The sequence below is a fragment of the Pseudomonas sp. TWR1-1-4 genome (genome assembly GCF_049897165.1).
Taxonomy (GTDB): Bacteria; Pseudomonadota; Gammaproteobacteria; order Pseudomonadales; family Pseudomonadaceae; genus Aquipseudomonas; species Aquipseudomonas canadensis.
Genome location: NZ_JAFCVS010000002.1, coordinates 168,142 through 188,843, shown reverse-complemented (window position 1 = coordinate 188,843; position 20,702 = coordinate 168,142). Strand labels below are relative to the sequence as shown.

Annotated in this window: 27 protein-coding genes and 1 tRNA gene; 14 read left to right on the top strand and 14 right to left on the bottom strand. The window is 59.8% G+C overall.

The genetic code is table 11. The features are described 5' to 3' along the window. The first annotated feature begins 14 nt into the window (after positions 1–14). Positions 15–719 carry a YoaK family protein gene (locus ACP7C6_RS05585; RefSeq protein ID WP_028616232.1) on the top strand — a complete coding sequence of 235 codons (705 nt, stop codon included), beginning with the start codon at positions 15–17 and terminating at the stop codon, positions 717–719. Positions 720–865: 146 nt separating this feature from the next. On the opposite strand, the gene ACP7C6_RS05580 is transcribed toward ACP7C6_RS05585, so the two are convergent. The 4 genes from ACP7C6_RS05580 to ACP7C6_RS05565 all read right to left on the bottom strand — a co-directional run bounded on the left by ACP7C6_RS05580 (position 866) and on the right by ACP7C6_RS05565 (position 2,682). Then, positions 866–1,219, bottom strand: a complete 354-nt coding sequence (locus tag ACP7C6_RS05580) for a hypothetical protein (protein ID WP_028616233.1) — start codon at positions 1,217–1,219, stop codon at positions 866–868. 172 nt (positions 1,220–1,391) lie between these two features. Beyond that, entirely contained in the window at positions 1,392–1,703 is a 312-nt protein-coding gene (locus ACP7C6_RS05575; RefSeq protein ID WP_028616234.1) for an AzlD domain-containing protein, read from the bottom strand. Further along, positions 1,700–2,395 (bottom strand): AzlC family ABC transporter permease, encoded by a 696-nt coding sequence (locus ACP7C6_RS05570; protein ID WP_028616235.1) that lies wholly within the window; start codon positions 2,393–2,395, stop codon positions 1,700–1,702. Before ACP7C6_RS05570 ends, ACP7C6_RS05575 begins: the two co-directional genes overlap by 4 nt. A 71-nt stretch (positions 2,396–2,466) precedes the next feature. Then, positions 2,467–2,682: a hypothetical protein gene (locus ACP7C6_RS05565; protein ID WP_005788169.1), complete on the bottom strand. Its 216-nt coding sequence runs from the start codon at positions 2,680–2,682 to the stop codon at positions 2,467–2,469. A gap of 177 nt (positions 2,683–2,859) precedes the next feature. Here ACP7C6_RS05565 and ACP7C6_RS05560 point away from each other — a divergent pair, with 177 nt between their 5' ends. From ACP7C6_RS05560 to ACP7C6_RS05535, 6 genes are all read left to right on the top strand, one after another. Next, the gene (locus tag ACP7C6_RS05560) at positions 2,860–3,216 is read left to right on the top strand and encodes a metalloregulator ArsR/SmtB family transcription factor (protein WP_068933077.1); all 357 of its coding nucleotides are present in this window, start codon (positions 2,860–2,862) and stop codon (positions 3,214–3,216) included. A gap of 19 nt (positions 3,217–3,235) precedes the next feature. Continuing rightward, the gene (locus tag ACP7C6_RS05555) at positions 3,236–4,519 is read left to right on the top strand and encodes an arsenic transporter (protein WP_122727144.1); all 1,284 of its coding nucleotides are present in this window, start codon (positions 3,236–3,238) and stop codon (positions 4,517–4,519) included. A 14-nt stretch (positions 4,520–4,533) separates the two neighbouring features. Next, positions 4,534–5,004, top strand: coding sequence for an arsenate reductase ArsC (locus ACP7C6_RS05550; protein ID WP_123477564.1), 471 nt, complete (start codon positions 4,534–4,536; stop codon positions 5,002–5,004). A gap of 11 nt (positions 5,005–5,015) precedes the next feature. Then, entirely contained in the window at positions 5,016–5,702 is a 687-nt protein-coding gene (gene arsH / locus ACP7C6_RS05545) for an arsenical resistance protein ArsH (RefSeq protein WP_426108386.1), read from the top strand. A 50-nt stretch (positions 5,703–5,752) separates the two neighbouring features. Continuing rightward, positions 5,753–6,544 (top strand): AraC family transcriptional regulator, encoded by a 792-nt coding sequence (locus tag ACP7C6_RS05540; protein ID WP_126570320.1) that lies wholly within the window; start codon positions 5,753–5,755, stop codon positions 6,542–6,544. A 74-nt stretch (positions 6,545–6,618) separates the two neighbouring features. Beyond that, positions 6,619–7,230, top strand: a complete 612-nt coding sequence (locus tag ACP7C6_RS05535; protein ID WP_028616241.1) for a LysE family transporter — start codon at positions 6,619–6,621, stop codon at positions 7,228–7,230. Here ACP7C6_RS05535 and ACP7C6_RS05530 read toward each other — a convergent pair whose 3' ends face one another. After that, positions 7,231–8,538, bottom strand: coding sequence for an MFS transporter (locus ACP7C6_RS05530; RefSeq protein WP_426108385.1), 1,308 nt, complete (start codon positions 8,536–8,538; stop codon positions 7,231–7,233). A 19-nt stretch (positions 8,539–8,557) separates the two neighbouring features. Continuing rightward, positions 8,558–8,824 carry a metal-sensing transcriptional repressor gene (locus ACP7C6_RS05525; RefSeq protein WP_068933064.1) on the bottom strand — a complete coding sequence of 89 codons (267 nt, stop codon included), beginning with the start codon at positions 8,822–8,824 and terminating at the stop codon, positions 8,558–8,560. 431 nt (positions 8,825–9,255) lie between these two features. On the opposite strand from ACP7C6_RS05525, the gene ACP7C6_RS05520 reads away from it, so the two are divergent. The 4 genes from ACP7C6_RS05520 to ACP7C6_RS05505 all read left to right on the top strand — a co-directional run bounded on the left by ACP7C6_RS05520 (position 9,256) and on the right by ACP7C6_RS05505 (position 13,753). Further along, a complete protein-coding gene (locus tag ACP7C6_RS05520) occupies positions 9,256–9,549 on the top strand; it encodes a hypothetical protein (RefSeq protein ID WP_016975784.1) in 294 nt (97 codons plus the stop codon). Positions 9,550–9,784: 235 nt separating this feature from the next. After that, positions 9,785–12,499, top strand: a complete 2,715-nt coding sequence (gene mgtA / locus ACP7C6_RS05515) for a magnesium-translocating P-type ATPase (protein WP_305380890.1) — start codon at positions 9,785–9,787, stop codon at positions 12,497–12,499. 66 nt (positions 12,500–12,565) lie between these two features. Beyond that, positions 12,566–12,913, top strand: a complete 348-nt coding sequence (locus ACP7C6_RS05510; RefSeq protein WP_028616245.1) for a DUF2493 domain-containing protein — start codon at positions 12,566–12,568, stop codon at positions 12,911–12,913. 18 nt (positions 12,914–12,931) lie between these two features. After that, the gene (locus ACP7C6_RS05505; RefSeq protein ID WP_426108384.1) at positions 12,932–13,753 is read left to right on the top strand and encodes a hypothetical protein; all 822 of its coding nucleotides are present in this window, start codon (positions 12,932–12,934) and stop codon (positions 13,751–13,753) included. Here the strand turns inward: ACP7C6_RS05505 and ACP7C6_RS05500 are convergent. Then, positions 13,750–14,439 carry a tellurite resistance TerB family protein gene (locus ACP7C6_RS05500; RefSeq protein WP_426108383.1) on the bottom strand — a complete coding sequence of 230 codons (690 nt, stop codon included), beginning with the start codon at positions 14,437–14,439 and terminating at the stop codon, positions 13,750–13,752. The genes ACP7C6_RS05505 and ACP7C6_RS05500 overlap by 4 nt on opposite strands. Positions 14,440–14,564: 125 nt before the next feature. On the opposite strand from ACP7C6_RS05500, the gene ACP7C6_RS05495 reads away from it, so the two are divergent. Next, positions 14,565–15,092, top strand: a complete 528-nt coding sequence (locus ACP7C6_RS05495) for a DinB family protein (RefSeq protein ID WP_123477571.1) — start codon at positions 14,565–14,567, stop codon at positions 15,090–15,092. On the opposite strand, the gene ACP7C6_RS05490 is transcribed toward ACP7C6_RS05495, so the two are convergent. Continuing rightward, entirely contained in the window at positions 15,064–15,537 is a 474-nt protein-coding gene (locus tag ACP7C6_RS05490; RefSeq protein ID WP_426108382.1) for a GFA family protein, read from the bottom strand. The genes ACP7C6_RS05495 and ACP7C6_RS05490 overlap by 29 nt on opposite strands. A gap of 197 nt (positions 15,538–15,734) precedes the next feature. Here ACP7C6_RS05490 and ACP7C6_RS05485 point away from each other — a divergent pair, with 197 nt between their 5' ends. Beyond that, positions 15,735–16,016 (top strand): hypothetical protein, encoded by a 282-nt coding sequence (locus tag ACP7C6_RS05485; RefSeq protein WP_028616250.1) that lies wholly within the window; start codon positions 15,735–15,737, stop codon positions 16,014–16,016. Here ACP7C6_RS05485 and ACP7C6_RS05480 read toward each other — a convergent pair. The 3 genes from ACP7C6_RS05480 to ACP7C6_RS05470 form a co-directional block, all read right to left on the bottom strand. Beyond that, entirely contained in the window at positions 15,994–16,665 is a 672-nt protein-coding gene (locus tag ACP7C6_RS05480) for a DsbA family oxidoreductase (protein WP_236320499.1), read from the bottom strand. The two genes, ACP7C6_RS05485 and ACP7C6_RS05480, sit on opposite strands and share 23 nt — an antisense overlap. 181 nt (positions 16,666–16,846) lie before the next feature. Beyond that, the gene (locus tag ACP7C6_RS05475) at positions 16,847–17,206 is read right to left on the bottom strand and encodes a hypothetical protein (RefSeq protein ID WP_050587842.1); all 360 of its coding nucleotides are present in this window, start codon (positions 17,204–17,206) and stop codon (positions 16,847–16,849) included. Positions 17,207–17,494: 288 nt separating this feature from the next. Continuing rightward, positions 17,495–17,581: transfer RNA gene (locus tag ACP7C6_RS05470), tRNA-Leu, on the bottom strand. A 340-nt stretch (positions 17,582–17,921) separates the two neighbouring features. Between ACP7C6_RS05470 and ACP7C6_RS05465 the strand changes: the two genes are divergently transcribed. Further along, positions 17,922–18,527: a cysteine hydrolase gene (locus ACP7C6_RS05465; protein WP_122684942.1), complete on the top strand. Its 606-nt coding sequence runs from the start codon at positions 17,922–17,924 to the stop codon at positions 18,525–18,527. Between the two features lie 39 nt (positions 18,528–18,566). Here ACP7C6_RS05465 and ACP7C6_RS05460 read toward each other — a convergent pair whose 3' ends face one another. Genes ACP7C6_RS05460 through pstB form a run of 3 tightly spaced genes read right to left on the bottom strand, consistent with a single transcriptional unit; the run spans position 18,567 to position 20,644 of the window. Beyond that, the gene (locus tag ACP7C6_RS05460; RefSeq protein WP_426108381.1) at positions 18,567–19,157 is read right to left on the bottom strand and encodes a hypothetical protein; all 591 of its coding nucleotides are present in this window, start codon (positions 19,155–19,157) and stop codon (positions 18,567–18,569) included. Further along, positions 19,157–19,855 (bottom strand): hypothetical protein, encoded by a 699-nt coding sequence (locus ACP7C6_RS05455; protein ID WP_028616255.1) that lies wholly within the window; start codon positions 19,853–19,855, stop codon positions 19,157–19,159. The genes ACP7C6_RS05460 and ACP7C6_RS05455 overlap by 1 nt, the downstream gene beginning before the upstream one ends. 27 nt (positions 19,856–19,882) lie before the next feature. After that, a complete protein-coding gene (gene pstB / locus ACP7C6_RS05450) occupies positions 19,883–20,644 on the bottom strand; it encodes a phosphate ABC transporter ATP-binding protein PstB (protein ID WP_010210300.1) in 762 nt (253 codons plus the stop codon). Between the last annotated feature and the right edge of the window lie 58 nt (positions 20,645–20,702).

The window sequence follows — 20,702 nt, the reverse complement described above, 5'->3', positions numbered from 1 at the left end:
AGGAACCCGGCCCTATGCTGCCTTCGCCCCGCAAGCCTTACGCCAATGCTGCACTCGCTCACCGGCAACGCTGGCGTGGCCGAGTCGGGCTGATGCTAGTGGCCAGCCTGTCGGTACTGGCGGGCATGACCGACGCCATCGGCTTCATGGCGAGCGGCGATTTCGTTTCGTTCATGAGCGGCAACACCACGCGTCTGGCGGTGGCGATCAGCGCGGGGGATCTTGGGCTGACCGGACGGCTGTTGTTGCTGGTCGCGACATTTGTGGTCGGCAACGCGTTGGGGGTGGTGGTCAGTCGAATGAGCCGTCGCCACGCCTTGCCGTTGCTGCTGTGTATTGCGGCGTTGTTGTGCGGCGCGGCATGGCTGCCTTATGCGGACGCGCTGCCCGCGCTGCTGGCGGCGATCATCGCGATGGGCATGCTTAATGCCGCTGTGGAAGAGGTCAACGGTTTGCCGGTGGGGCTGACTTATGTCACCGGGGCGCTTTCGCGTTTTGGTCGTGGGCTGGGGCGCTGGTTGCTCGGAGAGCGACGCAGTGGCTGGCGCGTACAGTTGATCCCATGGGCAGGCATGTTCGTGGGGGCGGTGATTGGCGCACTGCTGGAACAGCAGATGGGCTTGAAAGCGCTGATGGTCAGCGGCGTGTTGGCGGGGTTGCTGGGGTTGGTGTCACTGAAGATTCCCCGTCGCTGGCACTTGGGCTACATGCCGCGTTGACGAAAGGAAGGGATGCTCGCCCGACGTTTAGGCCTCGACGTCCGTGTACTGGTAAAGAGCCATCATGTCGGGCGAGCGGGTGAATCATAAGCTAATGCCCGGCGGCTGTCGTGCTAGGCATTTCCTAAATCGTCTAAGGCAATGGATTACAGGCAGGTCGCGAGTGCGGCCAAACGACGCTTGGCGGGCATGTTGTCTTCTGCGGCGTAGTACTTGATGGAAGAACCGGCACCCGCGCTTTGCACATCAACAAAGTAATCGCCAGCGGTGGTGTACACGGTGTAACCGCCCGCCTCGATCGGTTCCTTGAAGCCGCCGGCATCAACGCCGAACACACTTTCGTCCTGCCAGCCGAACTGCACGCATTCGGCAACGACCAGGGTGGCCTTGTCCGACGCCAGGGTCTTGTAGGGCGTTCCTGCGCGCGCTTCTTTCATCTTCGAACCCGCGCAACCGGCCAGGGCCGCCAGTACCAGTGCGCCAATTACCACCTTGTGCATGCCATTGCTCCGTTGGAAAAAAACGCGACTGTAACATTGCCGCGTACCGGACTGACGGCTGCATGAACTTTGTTTCACTGTAAAGGGAGAAGGCGCGGCCTATATTGGCCACGCTCATTTTTAGAAGTCTGCCTTCGGCCCGCCCTCCCGCGGGCTTTTTTTCGCCTGGGTTTTAGAGCAACCAGCGGAACAGGTAGAACAACGCCATGCTCAACAACACGGTGACCAGCACATTGCGCGTCCAGTACATCAGCCCCACCGCGCTGATACCCGCCAACAGGTAAGGGTTGGCCGGGCTCAGGTTCAGATGATGATCCGCCAGGAAAATGATCGGCCCGCAAATTGCCGTGAGCATGCCCGGCACTGCAAACCCGAGAAATTCCCGCGCCCCTCGGTTGAGGCGCACTGGCAGGCGCGGCTCGATAAACAGGTAACGGTTGAAAAAGACCACCAGGCCCATCGCCACGATCATGATGTAGATCATTGCTGCCCTACTCCCAGTCGCTTGCAGGCATAACCCGCGCTCATGCCCAGCACGCCGGACACCACCACCGCCGATTCCCAATGCAGGAAACTCAGCCACACCGAAAACACCAGTGACACCGCCACGCAGACCACAGTGGGGACGTCACGCACCACCGGCGTGATCAGCGCGATAAAGGTGGCGGCGATGGAAAACTCCAGGCCCAGTTGGTCAAGACCGGGGATGCTCTTGCCGAGCACGATACCGGCCAGAGTGAACAGGTTCCAGGCGATATAGAACGTCAGCCCCACACCCAGCGCATACCAGCGGTTGAAGGTCTCACGGTCGTAGTGGCTGACCAGTGCGAAGAATTCATCGGTGAGCAGAAAGCCCAGGCTCATGCGCCAGCGGGTCTTGAGCGGCGACAAAATCGGACGCAGGTGCATGCCGTAGAGCAAATGCTGGGAGGTCAGCAGCAAGGTGGTCAACACGATTGAAATCAGACTGGCGCCACTCTTGACCATGCCGATGGCGACCAGTTGCGCCGCACCGGCAAACACGATGGCGGACAACCCCTGGGCTTCCAACGGGCTGAACTGCGCATCGATGGCCATGGAACCGGCCAGCAGTCCCCAAGGCGCGCAGGCCAGGGACAAGGGAATAACGGCAATGGCGCCGCGAGCGAAGGCGTAATGCGGTAAGGCGGTAGGCATGGAAACGGCTCATCGACAGACAGTCGACAAGCATGCCAGCACAACAATGGGCTTGTCTTGAACGATCTTGCTCAGGCGAGCCGGACCGACACCTGCTCCACCGAATCACGCGCTTCGCGCAACTCATAGGCATCCTGATTGAGCCGGTGAATGGTATTGAGCAGGCGCTGGCGCAGCACTTCATCACCGAGTTTTTCAACGGCGCGCATCAGGTCGAACGCCGCGGTTTCGTTATTTTCCGCGACGGAATCCAGGGTCTTGCGCAGGTTGCGAGTGGCACGGGTCACGCGGGTTCTTCCTTCATCAGCAATGGGCAGGCACTTTAGGACATTCGTGTTTCATTTTAATTTCAAACACTTGTGGCGGATTCCACGGCATTTGATCCATATCAATTGAAACGGGGTTTGACTGATACATATGGAAATCCGTATATTCGAATAACCATATATACACAGGCCTTGGCCATGTCGGACCTCATCACCCCACCCACCCTCTTCAAATGCCTGGCCGATGCCACCCGCGCACGCCTGACGTTACTGATCCTGCGTGAAGGCGAACTTTGCGTGTGCGAACTGATCCATGCCTTGGATGACAGCCAGCCCAAGATCTCCCGCCACCTGGCGCAACTGCGCAGTTGCGGGTTGCTGCTGGATCGTCGTCAGGGTCAATGGATCTACTACCGCATCAACCCGGCATTGCCCGAGTGGGTGACCGAAGTGCTGCATACCACCCTACAAGCCAACCAGCCATGGTTGCATAACGACGCGCAGCGTCTGGATGCAATGGGCGACAGACCACAACGGGCCAGCACCTGCTGCTGAGCCATCGGAGCCTTTATTCATGCTTGTCGCAATTGCCATTTTCATCTTCACCATCGTCCTGGTCATCTGGCAGCCCAAAGGTTTGGGTGTCGGCTGGAGCGCCACGATGGGCGCGATCCTGGCCCTCGCCTGCGGCGTGATCAGCCTGACTGACATTCCCGTGGTGTGGCACATCATCTGGAATGCCACGGGGACCTTTGTCGCGCTGATCATCATCAGCCTGTTACTGGACGAAGCCGGCTTCTTTGCCTGGACTGCGCTGCATGTCGCACGCTGGGGACGTGGACGCGGCCGACGTTTGTTTGCCTATATGGTGTTGCTCGGCGCCTTGGTCTCGGCGCTGTTCGCCAACGACGGCGCGGCACTGATCCTGACGCCGATCGTGATGTCGATGCTGCTGGCGCTGCGCTTTTCTCCAGCGGCCACCTTGGCGTTCGTCATGGGAGCGGGCTTTATCGCTGATACGGCGAGCCTGCCGCTGGTGGTGTCGAACCTGGTGAATATCGTCTCGGCCGACTACTTCAAGATCGGCTTCAACGAATACGCCGCCGTGATGGTGCCGGTGAACTTTGTCAGCGTCGCGGCCACGCTGGCGGTGCTGCTGTGGTTCTTCCGCCGCGACATCCCGCAGACCTACGACCCCGCGGACCTCGAGGACCCCGCCAGCGCCATCCACGACCGCGCCACCTTCCGTGCCGGTTGGTGGGTGCTGGGCATCCTGCTGGTAGGCTGCTTTGCCCTGGAACCGCTGGGCATTCCGATCAGCGCGATTTCCGCCGTGTGCGCCGTGCTCCTGCTGGTGATCGCCGCCAAGGGCCACAAGATTTCCACGCGCAAAGTACTGAAGGAAGCGCCGTGGCAGATCGTGGTTTTTTCCCTCGGTATGTACCTGGTGGTCTATGGCTTGCGTAACGCCGGCCTCACCACCTACCTGGCGACCTGGCTCGATACCTTCGCCACTTACGGCGTGTGGGGCGCAGCCATGGGCACGGGCGTGCTGACGGCGTTGCTGTCCTCGGCGATGAACAACCTGCCGACGGTGTTGATCGGCGCGCTGTCCATCGAGTCCAGCCATGCCGTGGGCGTGGTCAAGGACGCGATGATCTACGCCAACGTGATCGGCAGTGACCTGGGCCCGAAAATCACCCCCATCGGCAGCCTCGCCACCTTGCTGTGGCTGCATATCCTGGCACGCAAGGGCATCACCATCACCTGGGGCTACTACTTCAAGGTCGGCATTGTGCTGACCTTGCCGGTGCTGTTGATCACCCTCGCCGCCCTCGCCTTGCGACTGAGTTTCTAAAAGGAGATCGCTCCATGAAAGTCCTGTTCATGTGTACCGCCAACAGCTGCCGCAGCATCCTGTCCGAAGCGATGTTCAACCACTTGGCGCCAGAAGGTTTCGAGGCGATCAGCTCCGGCAGCTTTCCCAAGGGCTTGGTCCTGCCGCGCAGCCTGAGCACCTTGCAGGCCGCCGGCATCCGCACCGAAGGCCTGTACAGCAAAGGCAACGACGTGTTCGAAGGCAGCCCGCCGGACGTGGTGATTACCGTGTGCGACAAGGCGGCCGGCGAAGCTTGCCCGGTGTATTTCGGGCCAGCGGTAAAGGCGCACTGGGGGTTGGAAGACCCTTCGGATGTGCAGGGTGACGATGCACGCGTGCAGGCGGCATTCGACGCCACGCTGAAGACCATTGCCACTCGCTGCCGGGCGTTTTTCATCCTGCCGTTTGCCGAGCTCAGCCCAACTGAACTCCAGGCAGAACTCGCTCGAATTGCCGAGCTGTAATCGGAGGCCCTATGACCACCCTGCCCAACCTGGACCTGACCCTGTTCCCGTCAAAATCGGACGGCTCAGCCCAACCACCGCGCATCCTGCTGCTCTACGGCTCGACCCGCGAACGCTCCTTCAGCCGGCTACTGGTAGAAGAAGCCGCACGCTTGTTGCAGCACTTCGGTGCGCAAACGCGCATCTTCAACCCCAGCGGTTTGCCACTGCCCGACGATGCGCCGCGTGACCACCCCAAAGTCCAAGAGCTGCTGGAACTGATGCAGTGGTCCGAAGGCCAGGTGTGGTGCTCGCCCGAGCGCCACGGTTCGATGTCAGCGGTGTTCAAGGCGCAGCTCGACTGGGTGCCGCTGACCCTTGGCGCCGTGCGCCCGACCCAAGGTAAAACTTTGGCGGTGATGCAGGTGTCCGGCGGCTCGCAGTCCTTCAATACGGTTAACCAGTTGCGCGTGCTGGGGCGCTGGATGCGCATGTTCACCATCCCCAATCAATCCTCGGTGCCCAAGGCGTTCATGGAGTTCGACGATCAGGACCGCATGAAGCCCTCCGCCCTGTACGACCGCGTGGTCGATGTAATGGAGGAACTGGTGAAGTTCACCCTGCTGCTGCGCGAGCGCCCGGACCTGGTGGACCGCTATTCGGAGCGCAAGGAAAGCGCCGACGAACTCTCGCACCGCGTCAATCAACGGTCGATCTGAGCCCGCTTGCCAGCGTATGCTCGTGCCTGTCTCCTGACTGAGTTGAATCAATGAGCGCCGTGCGACACGCCTGGCTGGGCCGCTATGAAATCAGCAGCACCGCCTGCACCGGCCTGACCTTTGCCCGCCATAGTCATGATGAATGCGTGATCGGCGTGAACCTGCTGGGCGAAGAAAAAGTCTGGCTCGACCGTCGGGAGTTCCACGCCGGACCCGGCTCCATCACCTTGTACAACCCCGGCCAGATTCAGGGTGGCGGCGCGGCAGACGGTGTGCCCTGGCACTTTGTGAGCCTGTACGCCACCGCGGATCAATTGGCGACGGACCTTGGGCTGGCGCATCTGGAGTTTGATCGATCACTGTGCTTCCAACCCGACCTTGCGCTGCGACTGGCGACGGCCATCAAGTGCGCGTTGAGTAACGACATGCTGGTTCGCGAACTGAATGAAGAGGCGTTGGTGCTGCTGTTGGGGGAAGTCGTGGAGATCAGCGGTGTGCGTCTGCCAGGCAGCACCGGCACCGGCAAGCCTCTGATCAGTCGCGCCCAGGAACTGCTTGCCGAGCAACTGCATCAACCCCTGACGCTGGACCACCTTGGCGCTGAGGTGGGTCTCTCCAAATTCCACCTGCTGCGCGCCTTCCAGAAAGAAACCGGGCTGACGCCCCGTGAGTGGGCCATGCAGTTGCGTACGCGCCGCGCCAAAGGCCTATTGCGCAACGGCATGGCCGCTTCCGACGTCGCCCATCACCTGGGCTTTGCCGATCAAAGCCACCTCAATCGGCACTTTCGCTCCGCTTACGGCATCACCCCGGGTCTCTATCAAAGCGCGGTTAAACGCTGAACAGCGCAATCTGGTCCAAGACACCACCTCGGCTCATCCTCACACTGCCTGCCATCTCTTGAAGGAATGTGGGCATGCTGACGATCTTTTTCTACGCACTGGTATTCGGTTTCGTGTTCTGCCTCTCACCCGGCGCGGTGTTGGCAGAGACTTTGCGCCGTGGCTTGCTGCACGGCTTCACACCGGCCTTGCTGGTGCAGTTCGGTTCACTGGTGGGCGATGCAGTGTGGGCGATAATCGGCCTGACCGGCATCGCTTTGCTGATCCAGCATGACGCCGTGCGCGTGCCGTTGACGGTGGTGTGTGCGTTGTACCTGGCTTGGCTCGGCATTCGCAGCCTGATCGACGCCTGGAAGCTACCTGAGTCAGACGATGCACCCGCCAGCACTCGGCAAAACGCACTGGCCACCGGGGCGGCGATCTCCCTGGCCAACCCGAAAAACATTGTTTACTGGGGCGCGTTGGGCAGCGCGCTGTCAGGCATCGTCGGCACCACGCCCAGCCACGGGCAGACGCTGATGTTCTTTGCCGGCTTCATGCTGGCGTCGGTGCTGTCGTGCTTTCTGCTCGCGGGGCTGGTCAACTTGTTGCGCCAGAATGCCTCGCCCACCTGGCAGCGCATCAGTTATGCCGCCTGTGGGCTGGTGCTGATCTATCTGGCGATATTGGCCGCGCAAGGCATTTGATCAAGCTGGCCAGCGGCGGTGCAGGTCATCGATGACGTAGGCATGCCCGTGCATTCCCGCTTTATTGCGTGCCAAGTGCGGATGCCCCCCGGGCAGATCAGGGTGTTCATGCACCACCGCAGGTTGCTCATGTTCTGGCCGCCAGAGGCTGGCGCAGGCGATCAGTGCCAAGGTAGCCACAAACGCCAGGCTGGCAAATGTCTGCGACATTCCGAAGTTGGCACTGAGCCAGCCGGCCAAGGGGTAAGTCAGCAGCCAGCAGATATGCGACAACGCGAATTGCGCAGCAAACAACGCAGGCCGGTCTTCGGCATGAGCGGAGCGACGCAACAGGCGCCCGCCAGGGGTCTGCACCAGGGAATAACCCAGGCCCAGCATCCACCACAACAGCAGCATTTGTCGGTAATCCGACAGGTAGACACCCACGCTGAGCCCCATGATCAGCAAGCCGGCGCCTGAAATCATCACGGTGCGATCACTGAGGCGCGCCAGCACCCTCGGCAACGCCCATGCAGCCATCATCGAACCGGCCCCGAACGCTGCCAGTGCAAACGCCGTGAAGCGTTGCGGCAAGGCAAATCCCGACTGTACCAGCACCACACTGTTGACGATGACCATCGCACTCGCGGCCGCCACCGCCAGGTTGAGCGCGAGCAAACCGCGCAGACGCGGGGTCGCCAGGAAAATCCGCAGACCACGGGTGGTGCGGTCATAGATACCCCGCCGCACCGCCGCTCTGGCCTGCGGCAGCAGCACCGAAGACACCAGCAGCGCCGAGATAAAAAAGCCCACTGACGTCCCGGCAAACAAGCTGTGGAAACTGATGATGCTCAGCAACATCGCCGCAAGTATCGGGCTGATCACGCTTTCCATGTCGTACGCCAGGCGCGCGAGGGACAGGGCCTTGGTGTACTGCGCTTCATCGGGGAGGATCTCGGGAATGGTCGCTTGAAAGGTCGGCGTAAATGCCGCCGAGGCAGACTGCAGCACAAAAATCAGGAGATAGACCTGCCAGATCTCCGTGACAAACGGCAACGCCAAGGCGACCAGGGCGCGGATCAGGTCCAGGCTAACCAGCATCGCCCGGCGCGGCAACCGCTCGGCAAAGGCTGCCGCCACCGGCGCAACGCCGATATAGGCCGCCATCTTGATCGCCAACGCCGTGCCGAGCACGGTACCGGCTTGAACACCCGACAGGTCGAATGCCAGCAGCCCCAGGGCCACCGTCGTCAAGCCAGTGCCGATCAGCGCAATAATCTGAGCGAAGAATAGGCGCCGGTACGTCTTATTGCTGAGCACATCGAACATGGGAATCTCCCCTCGCGGCCTACAGGTACTTGGTCAGTTGCTTGAGCTCGGCCAACGAGGCCTGGCCATCCAGCGTCACGCTGCCTTCCAGGCAATGGTCGATATGGTCCTGGATCAGCGTGCGCTTGGCCTGGCAGATGGCTTTCTCCACCGCGTGCAATTGCTGGGCGATATCCACACACGGGCGCTGCGCCTCGATCATGCTGGTGATGCTGCGCAAATGACCTTCGGCACGCTTGAGGCGTTTAACGATGGCTTCGTGGGTTTGGTGGGCGTGTTCGCTCATTGAGAGGCTCCTTCGGCGATGCGCCGATCGTATCCCCCCAGGGGGGATACGGGCAAGCCCGCTCATCTCCTTAGCGGAGAATAAATACCCTCACACTCGAAACCCTGACTAAGTGTAAGTAGCTAACGAAATGAAACAGGCCTTCTGTCTGAACAAACTCTGAACTTGTAATGAATTAATACACTAAGCGTTGACATCCTGCAGCGTCGTGAGTAGATTGCCCGTGCCCGCAACTGGGGCCTTTTTTAAACCTCACAAAAGAAGCCAATGGACACAGTATCTAGTCGCTGTCCGAGCACCGCTTACGCGGGCATCGGGCGCCAAACCCAGAATATGACAGGACTCGCCACCCCGGTCCGGTAAGCTGCGCTAGAGCTCGATGCTCCACCGTAACTGCCTCGCCGGTCGCTCGTCCGGTCCCGAGGTGTGTTATGACCTTCCAAGCCCTTGTTTTGCCTGATGTACGCACACTAGCGGCCGCCCTGCGCGCCAAGCTGTGCCGTGAGCCCGTAGGTTTTTCGCCTACCCGCTCTGCTTTTGCTGCACCCTCCCCTCAAGTGCGCCCGGCCTACCCGCTGGCGCATTGGCGTATCTGCCCGGAAAGCGGCCAACTGGTGCAGCACTGGGATCACGCCGACCCTCAAGACCCACAGAGACCCAAGGTTTCCAGCCTGGCACAGGCCAGCTTGATGCTCGGTCTTTATGTGAGCGCTCGCGCCGCCTGACCCGGCTGGAAACAGCAACTTCCTGATCCATGTTCTGGAGTTCTTTATGAACACGTCCAGTAGTAGCCCGCTGCGCGCTAGTTAACTAACGCGCTGTTAGCGGGCACTGTAGAAGTTATGTGAACACCTTATTTAAACCGATCTCGAAGTTAGCGACTCGGCATGCTTTCGCTCGCCTGTATTCAGGTAAGTACCGGGTATGTTTTGTCGAAAATTGGCGACAGGAGTACAGACAATGAGCGCCGTAAAAAACCCGCCTCTGCACAAAAAGAATGGCACCGACGCCGACACCAAACTGTCGATGCGTGCCGCCCGCGAAGCCCACAACGGCCTGTCGGCCACCCTGGCGAACGTACGTGCCACCCAGGACGGCTTGACCGAACTGGACGCCTCCGCTCGCCTGCAACGTGAAGGCTACAACGAAGTTGCCCACGATAAGCCGCCTCACGCCATCGTCCAGTTCCTGCAGGCACTGAATAACCCCTTTATCTATGTGCTGCTGACCCTCGCCGGTATCAGTTTCTTCACGGACTGCTGGCTGCCGATGCAGGAAGGCGAAGACGCTGACCCAACCAAAGTCATCATCATCATGACCATGGTGCTACTCAGCAGCCTGCTGCGCTTCTGGCAGGAACACCGCTCGGCCAAATCCGCCGAAGCCCTGAAAGCCATGGTACGCACCACGGCCACCGTGTTGCGCCGTGAGCAGGTAGGTTCGCAACCGACCCTGCGCGAAGTGCCGATGCGCGAGCTGGTGGCCGGCGATATCGTGCAGCTGTCGGCCGGCGACATGATCCCGGCGGACATCCGCCTGATCGAATCCCGCGACCTGTTCATCAGCCAGGCGGTGCTCACCGGCGAAGCCTTGCCGGTGGAAAAGTACGACACCCTGGGTAACGTCACGCAGAAATCCGCCGGACCGGTGACTGCCGATCAAGGCAACCTGCTGGACCTGCCGAACATCTGCTTCATGGGCACCAACGTGGTCAGCGGCCGTGCAAAAGCCGTGGTGGTCGCCACCGGGCCGCGCACTTACTTTGGCTCCCTGGCCAAAGCGATTGTCGGTTCCCGAGTACAAACCGCGTTCGATCGCGGGGTGAACAGCGTCAGCTGGTTGCTGATCCGTTTCATGCTGGTGATGGTGCCGATCGTGTTCCTGCTCAACGGCTTCTCCAAGGGCGACTGGGGCGATGCGTTCCTGTTTGCCCTGGCGGTGGCCGTCGGCCTCACCCCGGAAATGCTGCCGATGATCGTCAGCGCCAACCTGGCCAAGGGCGCCACCGCCATGGCCAAGCGCAAAGTGGTGGTCAAGCGCCTCAACGCGATCCAGAACTTCGGCTCGATGGACGTGCTGTGCACCGACAAGACCGGCACCCTGACCCAGGACAAGATCATCCTCGAACACCACGTCAACGCCTTTGGCCAGCGTGATGATGCCGTGCTGTCCCTGGCCTGGCTCAACAGCCATCACCAGAGCGGCATGAAGAACCTGATGGACCAGGCGGTGGTGGAATTCTCGGCGCAGAACCCGAAGTTCAAGGTGCCGTTCGCCTACAGCAAGGTTGATGAATTGCCGTTCGACTTCGTGCGCCGTCGCCTATCCATCGTGGTCAAGGATGCTGCCGATGACCAACTGCTGGTGTGCAAAGGTGCCGTGGAAGAGATGCTGAGCATTTCCACCCATGTCATGGAAGCGGGCGCCGCCGTGCCGCTGGACGAGCGTCGCCGTGAAGAGCTGCTGGCGATTGCCAACGACTACAACGAAGACGGGTTCCGTGTGCTGGTGGTCGCCACCCGCCACATTCCTAAATCGATGGCACGCCAACAGTACACCACTGCCGACGAGCGCAACCTGGTGATCCAGGGCTTCCTGACTTTCCTTGATCCACCGAAGGAAACTGCCGGCCCTGCGATTGCGGCCCTGCAACAGATCGGCGTGGCAATCAAGGTGTTGACCGGCGACAACGCCGTGGTCACCAGCAAGATCTGCCGCCAGGTCGGTCTCGATCCAGGCCAGCCGCTGCTGGGAGCTGAAATTGAAGCCATGGACGACGCCACCCTGCTGCGCCGTGTGGAAGAACGCACCGTGTTCGCCAAGCTGACACCGCTGCAGAAGTCCCGCGTGCTCAAGGCGCTGCAAGCCAACGGCCACACCGTGGGTTTCCTCGGTGATGGAATCAACGATGCACCGGCACTGCGCGATGCCGACGTGGGTATCTCGGTCGATACAGCCACCGATATCGCCAAGGAATCGGCCGACATCATCCTGCTGGAGAAGAGCCTGATGGTGCTGGAAGAAGGCGTGCTCAAGGGCCGCGAAACCTTCGGCAACATCATGAAGTACCTGAACATGACGGCCAGCTCCAACTTCGGCAACGTGTTCTCGGTGCTGGTGGCCAGTGCGTTCATTCCGTTCCTGCCGATGCTGTCGATCCACCTGTTGTTGCAGAACCTGATGTACGACATCTCCCAGCTCGCCTTGCCGTGGGACAAGATGGACAAGGAGTACCTGGCCAAGCCGCGTAAGTGGGATGCGAAGAACATCGGCCGGTTCATGATCTGGATCGGGCCGACCTCGTCGATCTTCGACATCACCACCTTTGCACTGATGTGGTACGTGTTCGCCGCCAACAGTGTGGAAATGCAGACCCTGTTCCAGTCCGGCTGGTTCATCGAGGGCCTGCTCTCGCAAACCCTGGTCGTGCACATGCTGCGGACCCGCAAGATCCCGTTCTTCCAGAGCACCGCCGCCTGGCCGGTATTGATGATGACCTGTGTGGTGATCGTGCTGGGGATCTACGTGCCGTTCTCGCCACTGGGCACCCTGGTAGGCCTGCAACCGCTGCCGCTGGCGTACTTCCCATGGCTGGTGGGCACCCTGCTCAGCTACTGCTGCGTGGCCCAACTGATGAAGACGATCTACATCCGCCGCTTCAAGCAGTGGTACTGATCCCCCCCCGCCGTTTAAACGGTGGCGGTCGCCCGGCCGCCACCGTGCAACACAAGGAATCACCTTATGCGCGTCTTGATCTGTGCAGGTCGTCATTACGCCGACACCAAAATGTCCCGCCAAGTGCTGGACGCTTACCACCGCCTGCGCCCGGTGCAGGTATTGATCCACGGCGGCAACCAATTCCTCGGCAGCGACGTCGAGGACTGGGCACGGGAACTGAGCATCGACGTGGTGCGCTACCCGCCCAACTGGCAACGCCACGGCAAGCAGGCGGAACGCCAGCGCAACCATTTCATGCTGACCGACAGCCGCCCGGACGTGGTCATCGCCCTACCCGGTGGTGACGACACTTGCGAGCTGGTCTGCCAGGCCAAAGCCAGCGGCATTTCGGTGCTGACCGTAGAAAGCTGAATTCATGCGAGGTGCATCATGCACAAAAAACACACGCAACCCCGCCAGGACGGGTTCGCCAAATACCGTGCGCGTCACTACCGAGGTGCGCGTCATACTCTGTTGCTGCTACCACCGGCCAAGCGTCGCGCGTTGCAGCGCAACCTGATCTTTATCGGACTGACCCTGGGCATTCTGTTGGCGATTGCCTTGCTGTCCAAGGCCAATGCGGCCGGTGGTTCTTACGTGGTCGATGACGGCGCGATCAATGCGCCGGGCGAATGCAATGTCGACGCCTGGCACACCGCCAACCGCCACGATGGCAGCACTCACACTGAAACGCTGTCGCCTGCCTGCACCTTTGCGGCGCTGCCTTCGGTGCAATGGGGCGCAGCCCTGTCCCGCGCTACCAGCGCAGACAAGGGCGAAACCCAAGTGAACCCACAGCTCAAGGCGCAAGTATGGTCGCGGGAAGATCTGGGGCTGGAAATGGCCGTGTCAGCCGGTGCGCATTTTGCACACGACCGCCGACATGGCTTTGATGGCGCCGACTTCAATATCCCGTTGACATGGCAGCCACTGGAGCCACTGCGGTTGAACCTGAATGCCGGTTGGTCCCACGCCTACAACGACGGCGACCAAAAACACCGCCTGACCTGGGGCACTGGCCTTGAGTACCAGGTGGCGCATTCATTGACGCTGATCGCCGAGCGTTACGGCCAGGATGGCGGTGACCAGGCATGGCAGGCCGGGCCCAGGTTTCACGTCGGCGAATTTGTCGACGTGGACCTGGTGGTCGGGCGCAGCCTGATCGGTGAGCGCGCGCAATGGCTCACCACCGGGGCCACATTACGGTTCTAGGCCTTGGCTTGTTGTTCCAGGTGCAGTTGCAATTGCGCGTCGATTTGCAACTGCCCCGCCAGGTCATCCAGGTAGTTGCGCTCGGCGTCCTGCTGATCGTCCACCAACATCACACTGGCCAGGTAGATCTCTGACGCCAACGCCGGGTCATGAGCGTATTCAGCAAAGTCCGCTGCATCCAACGGCTTGGCGACTTCGGCGTCCAGCCATTGCTGCAATTGGATGTCATCGGTATGGCGACCTATCTCGGCGGAGATCATCTGCTGCTCCTGCTCATCGATCTTGCCATCGGCCTTGGCCGCTGCAATCAGCGCACGTAACACCCCATGGCTATGCGCTTCAGCCTGTGCACCTTCGAGTTGGTCAACCGTTTGGATCGCTTGCTGCGGCGCGCTGGCTTGCTGGCGTTGCCAGCTTTGATACGCCTGAAATGCCGCCATCCCCAACGACGCCAGTGCGGCGTAGTTCATCCCACCGGAACGCCCTTGCGTCGGACGTGTCGCAGACGCACCGCCTAACATTCCGCCCAAGCCTCCCAACAACCCACCCAGGCCGCCACCGGCCGAGGCATTACCGGTGCTGGTGCCTTTCAATAACCCACCGAGGAGCCCACCCAGTCCGCCGGATGACGTACTGCCGCCTTGCCCGGCGCGCAAGAGTTGTTCAAGTAAATCACTGGTGTTCATGGTGTCACCCTCCGAGGGCGCAGCGTTGGCGTCTATCAACCATAGCCCGGCCTTGCCGGAACACCATGACCGCCGGGCGGTCACGGCCTATCATGAGGCTATCGCGACTTCCAGAGAAAACCCAAGTGAACCGGACTGAGCACATCGCACTGATGGCAAATTACAACCAGTGGATGAACCGCAAGCTCTATGACGCGGCCCTGACACTGACGGACGCGGAGTTGGCGAGGGATCGACAGGCGTTTTTCGGCTCGATCCTCGGTACGCTTAACCACTTGGCGCTGGGCGATACCGTCTGGCTCAAGCGTTTTGCGCAGCATCCAGCAGGCTACGCAGCATTGGCTCCACTGAATGCAGTTTCCGCCCCTGCCGATCTCAAACAATTGGCCTTCGCGGATATACGCGAGCTGGCAGCCCATCGCAGCTGGCTGGATCAACTCATTGTCGATTGGAGCCACACCGTGCAGGAGATCGACCTGGACCATCGCCTGCATTACAGCAACATGCGCGGCGTGAGCGCCGATAAAAACTTCTTCAGCCTGTTGGTGCACTTCTTCAATCACCAGACCCACCACCGTGGCCAGGCCACAACCTTGCTGACCCAGGCGGGGTTGGATGTGGGCACTACTGATTTGCTGGCGTTGATCGACTGAACTCGGCGTAGGCCTGCATCAAGCGCGGAAATTCCTGAGGCTCGGGCAACTGAGCAAAGCTTTCCACCGCTGGGGTGGAGGCCCACGGCAGCTTCTCGCGGGTCCAGGTCTCCATGAACGGCACGTAACCGCTGGCGTTATCCAGTAAGGCGGCGCGCACGTTGACGAACTCATCAATGCCATGGGGTCGCGTGAACAGCCAGCTCATGCAATGGGGACAGAAATAATGGCGATCCACGCCCTGCATACCGCCGATCACCGGGCAACCCTGGGTCACCGTGAAGCCGCTGGCGGGAATCAGCGCGCTCAGTGAGAACGCGCTGGAAGACATCTTCTGGCAGCCGGTGCAATGGCAGGCCATGGTGATCACCGGGGCGGCACTCACGCTGAAGCGCACACGCTCACAACGGCAACTGCCCTCGATTGGCAGGGAATCGACGCTCATCATTGCTTCCTTATTCTTGATGGGTAGCGTGGCAGGTTAGCCTCAGGTGCCAGGCTTGAACAGGTCTATAGCCAAAACCGAACGCTGTCTGGTTGTTGGGGTCGTAACCCTAGGTGTCGAGGTTTTTCAAAACCCCGCCCTCCCCGCGCGCATCGTGGGTCTACCGATGTGCGTACCCCCAAGAAGGAGACGCTTACATGGTCATTCACTTCAAGGTTGCAGGTCACTTGGCCTGTGGCCACCACGGCACCAACCTCCCTTCCAGCACCGAGCTGAACCGGGTCAAATGCCGTACCTGCCGCAATACCGATGCCTATAAAGAAGCGCGTCGGACCCAGCGCAACGCCGCTCGCCGTGCCAATCGAAAAGCCAAGACTCAGACCCACGTTGACTGGCGCAGCGCGTGGACGCAGCGCCTTACCGACCTGCCAGGTTTGCAGCGTTTGCCACGCGGGTTCAGTGGTCAGCCGTTCGTGTAATCACGGCGTCACCTGCTATTTGCCTGATGGCTTGTTCGTATTCCTCGACGGATTTTGAGCCAGCCACCAGGTGACGCCCATTCAGTACCATGGCCGGAACAGAACTGACGCCGCGCCTGAAATAAAAGTCTTCAAGCTCACGGACTTCAACAGCGAACTCCCCGCTGTCCAGCACCCTTTGGGCGCGTACGGTCGAGAGCCCCGCTTCACCGGCAAGACGCACCAAGGTGTCGCGGCTGCTGATGTTCTCCCCATCACTGAAATGCGCCTTGAACAGAAGGTGCTTCAGCGCCACTTGGCGACCGTCAACTAACGCCCAGAGCAACAGCCGATGGGCGTCGAAAGAATTGTAGAAATGAGTACGCTTCGCCAAGTCGAACGTGAAGCCCAAGGCGTTGCCACGGGCGATCACTACGTCATTGCGCGCGGCAACTTCGGCTCTCGTGCGGCCATATTTACGCATCATGTGTTCAACGGCGTTTTCTCCCTCGGGCGGCATATCCGGGTTCAGCTCAAAGGGTTTGAACGTCAGTTCCACCGCAACTTCGCCCGCAAGATTCTCGATAGCCTGTTGCAGCGCTACAGCGCCGAGTGCACACCAAGGGCACATGACATCCGACACGAAGTCGATACTGACAGGACGCGTCACGATGTGGACTCCACCAGGTTATTGCGCGATTCACTTCTATTTACACAGGGCATCAGACGTTCTCCAGTTCACACCCTGCCGAAATGACGGGGCGGCGAATGGGATGAACTCTAGGAGGTTGTGTTGGGTGAATAAATGCAGGGCCGGGCACATCATTTGTACTTCGAAGTAATCAATCGACCTATCTCTCAAAGGTCACTGTGCGATTCGTGAGGATGGCCTCTAAACTGGCGGGCTCTACACTCACATCCGTTTTCCGTCTGATCTCTTCCAACCCCAGCTCTATCCGATAGTTGCAAAGATGATCAAAAAGCCTGTCGTGAGTTTCCGAGATCGCCTCCCCTTTATTTTTCGCGAACAGGATATGAAGTACCGCCATCATGGGGAGTGAAAGGCACTCATCCAAATCATTCTCGAAAAAATCCTCCAACTGCGCGGATAAAACCTCAAGCCACTGGTCGCTCAAGTTACAAGGCAGCGTCGACTCCGGCCCGTTTTGCATGACCTCGGTAGAGAACAATTTAAGCAAATCTTCAGACATGAGCAGACCCCTCAATAAAGGTGCCCAAGTTAATACCGCGACAGCGGCCCTGTGGAAGCACTGTCAGCGTCAGAAACGTCCTGATTTCTTGAGTGTTACTTCGTACGCGCTTTGACTAAATCTTGAAATCACAGCTAAGTATCTGTTCAAAAAGACTCGTCAGCGTTTTGGTGGGCTCAGCGAGGGGCAGGAGTACATCCGGCTAAAAACCCGGGCACAAAAAAACCTGCGCAAGGCAGGTTCTTTGCGGGCTTCAGCGACGTCCTGGGAGGTCGTGAAACCAAATGATGGTGCCCGAACCCGGAATCGAACCGGGACGCCCTTACGAGCGGGGGATTTTAAGTCCCATGCGTCTACCAGTTTCGCCATTCGGGCGGCAGCGCGTGTTGCAGGGTTGGGAATATATAGATCCAGTCGCTTTGACGCAAGGTCGCGGGGCAGCTTTCTTGCTTCTGCAAGTCGGTAAAAAAGCTTGGTAGATCAGTGAGCTAGGTAAGCATCTGAAGTAAAACCGCAATGTCATCCAACTACGTGCGTCACCTGACCCGCTATCGTGGCGCCCTGCCAACGCAATGGACACCACGCTCCAGGAAGCAGGTGAAGCGTGCGTCCCCGTAACTACTCGACGACAGACTCCGTCGCTGGCGCTGGTTTCTTGGATTCAGTGAATATACTCTGAAGGGTCCAATTCAGTGATACCTCTCGGAGCCTCATCATGAATCCAAACGCCACCGCACTTGTCCTGATCGAGTTCCAAAACGACTTCACCACCGCAGGTGGCGTGTTTCATGACGCCGTCAAAGACGTGATGCACCAGTCCGACATGTTGGCGAACACCGCGACGACCGTGCAACAGGCGCGCGCGCTGGGCGTGAAGATCATTCACCTGCCGATCCAGTTCGCTGAGGGCTACCCGGAACTGACGAAGCGTGACTATGGAATCTTGAAGGGCGTTGCCGATGGCGCAGCTTTCCTTTCCGGCAGTTGGGGCGCCGAGATGACCGAGGCGATCAGCCATGAGCCCGGGGATATACTTGTGGAAGGCAAGCGCGGGTTGGATGGCTTCGCAACCACGGGTTTGGACTTGGTGCTGCGCAACAATGGCATCCAGAACCTGGTGGTGGCGGGATTCCTGACCAACTGCTGCGTCGAAGGCACAGTTCGATCAGGTTATGAGAAGGGTTACAACGTGGTGACGCTGGCCGACTGCACAGCGACGTTCACCGACGAACAGCAAAAGGCGGCCGAAAACTTCACGCTGTCGATGTTTTCGAAGGTGTTGCGCCATACTGAGTTTCTTGGGGCGTTGAACACCCAGTAAACACGAGGGGCGACTGATCAATCAGTCGCCCCATTTGTTTTATCCGTTCAACGTCAGCCCTGGATAAGCCCGTACAGGGACTTTGTGCCTCTGGGGCTGTTGGCGAGCCAGCTGCGCCTGGACCTGTGCAACAGCCTCCAACACACGCTGCGCCCACTGCTCATCTTGCGGGTCCACGACCACCACGCGAAACCCGTGGTCGAAGCCTTCAAGCTGAACACCTTCAGAATCATCAACATGCAAATCGATATCGAAGGCCGGTGGGAATTTTGACGGTGTACTCGTCAGCCCGCGTTCGGTCAGGGCCTGGTTATGTCGCACGCTGTTGACCACGCCGTCGACATGGATGCCGTACAGCAACAACCAACGGCGGATGTAGGACGGCGTGCGGCCGGACGAGGTGTAGACCCAGACACTGCAGCCCTGGCGACGCAGCTCACGGGTCAAAGAGCGCGTTCCGCTGCGCAGGGGCTCACCCAACCAACGGTGCACACACGCCGGCAAGCGGCTGTGTTCGGTCGCACTGTGGTGGAGCTGGCAGGCCAGTGTGTCGTCGATGTCGAACGAAATACGGATTTGCTGACGCTTGAACACACGCTTGATCGTGTCGAGCACTGGGTACCTTCCCATCAATGGCCCCCTAGGTGGGCGGGCGCTGGTGTGTCGCTCAGGAAAAACTCGGTTGGGTCTGGGGCGTTATCTTCCAGGAACGCTGCGTATTTTTTCTTGATCTTGGGCAATTCGTACAAGGCCATGACGCCATGCTTGGCGGAGTTGCGTATCACCGAGGACGGGTTGAAATAACCCTCGGCGTTGTCCAGGGTCAGCACAAACGGTGGCAACCCCTCGCGCATCAGCAGGTAACTGACGATCAGCGACCCACTGCGGTGATTGCCTTCAATGAATAACTGCGGCTTGCTCAGGACCCGCACGTAGACCCCGGCTGCTCGCTTCCATACGGATTCGTTATGGTGCTTGCAATACCAGTTGTACAGATCCTTGATGCCACCTTCGACATTGTTGAAAAAGTGCACTTCGGTCGCTGCCAGGTGTTGCGCGTATTCCTGCCGGCGTACCGGGTCTTTGCCACAGAGCACCGTGGCATTGATCTCCAGCATCAGGTTCAGTTGCTGGAGGTCGAACAGATCAACACCGCGCGCAACATAGTCGTCAATCAGGGCATAACCTTCAAGCACATTCTGCAGCACTTCGTCTGTCAGCGGGTCGCGTGGCTCGGTGAAGTCCCGGCTGAGCTGGGCAAAACGGGCCTGGACCTCACGCAGTGCGCGTTCGATCGCCGCCAGATCAAGACGATGTGTTGCAGGCATTGGCATTCCTGAAAGACGGTGCATGGGTCAGCTGAACTTGCCGCTGATGTAGTCCCCGGTCATTTGCTCACGCGGGTTTTCAAAAATCTGCGCGGTCGGGCCCATTTCCACTAGATAACCGGTACGGGTGCCCTGGGAGATGTCCACCGAGAAAAACGCGGTGGTGTCGGCCACACGGATCGCCTGCTGCATGTTGTGGGTGACCAGCGCGATGGTGTAATCCTTTTTCAACTCGACCATCAGCTCTTCGACACGGCGCGTGGCGATAGGGTCGAGCGCCGAGCAAGGTTCGTCCAACAGCAGCACTTCCGGCTCGGTCGCGATGGCGCGGGCGATGCACAGGCGTTGCTGCTGGCCGCCGGACAGCGAGAGGCCGCTGACCTTGAGCTTGTCCTTGACCTCATCCCACAACGCCGCGCCTTGCAGCGCGTGCTTGACGCGGTCGCCCAGGTCGCCCTTGTAGCGATTCAGGCGCAGGCCAAAGGCCACGTTGTCAAAAATGCTCATCGAAAAAGGGTTCGGCTGCTGGAACACCATGCCGATGTAACGGCGTACGACCACCGGATCCACGCCCTTGCCGTACACGTCCTGGCCGAGGAAATGCACGTGGCCTTCGAAACGGAAACCTTTCACCAGGTCGTTCATGCGGTTGAGGCTACGCAGCACAGTCGACTTGCCACAGCCGGACGGCCCGATGAAGCCGGTGATCTTGTTTTTCTCGATTGGCACATGGCTATCACGCACCGCCATGAAGTTGCCGTAGAAAATCTTGTCCAGCTTGCAGTCCATGACCACAGGTGCCTGGGTGACAAACGGAGCGGCTTTTTGCGCAGTTGAGACGTTCAAA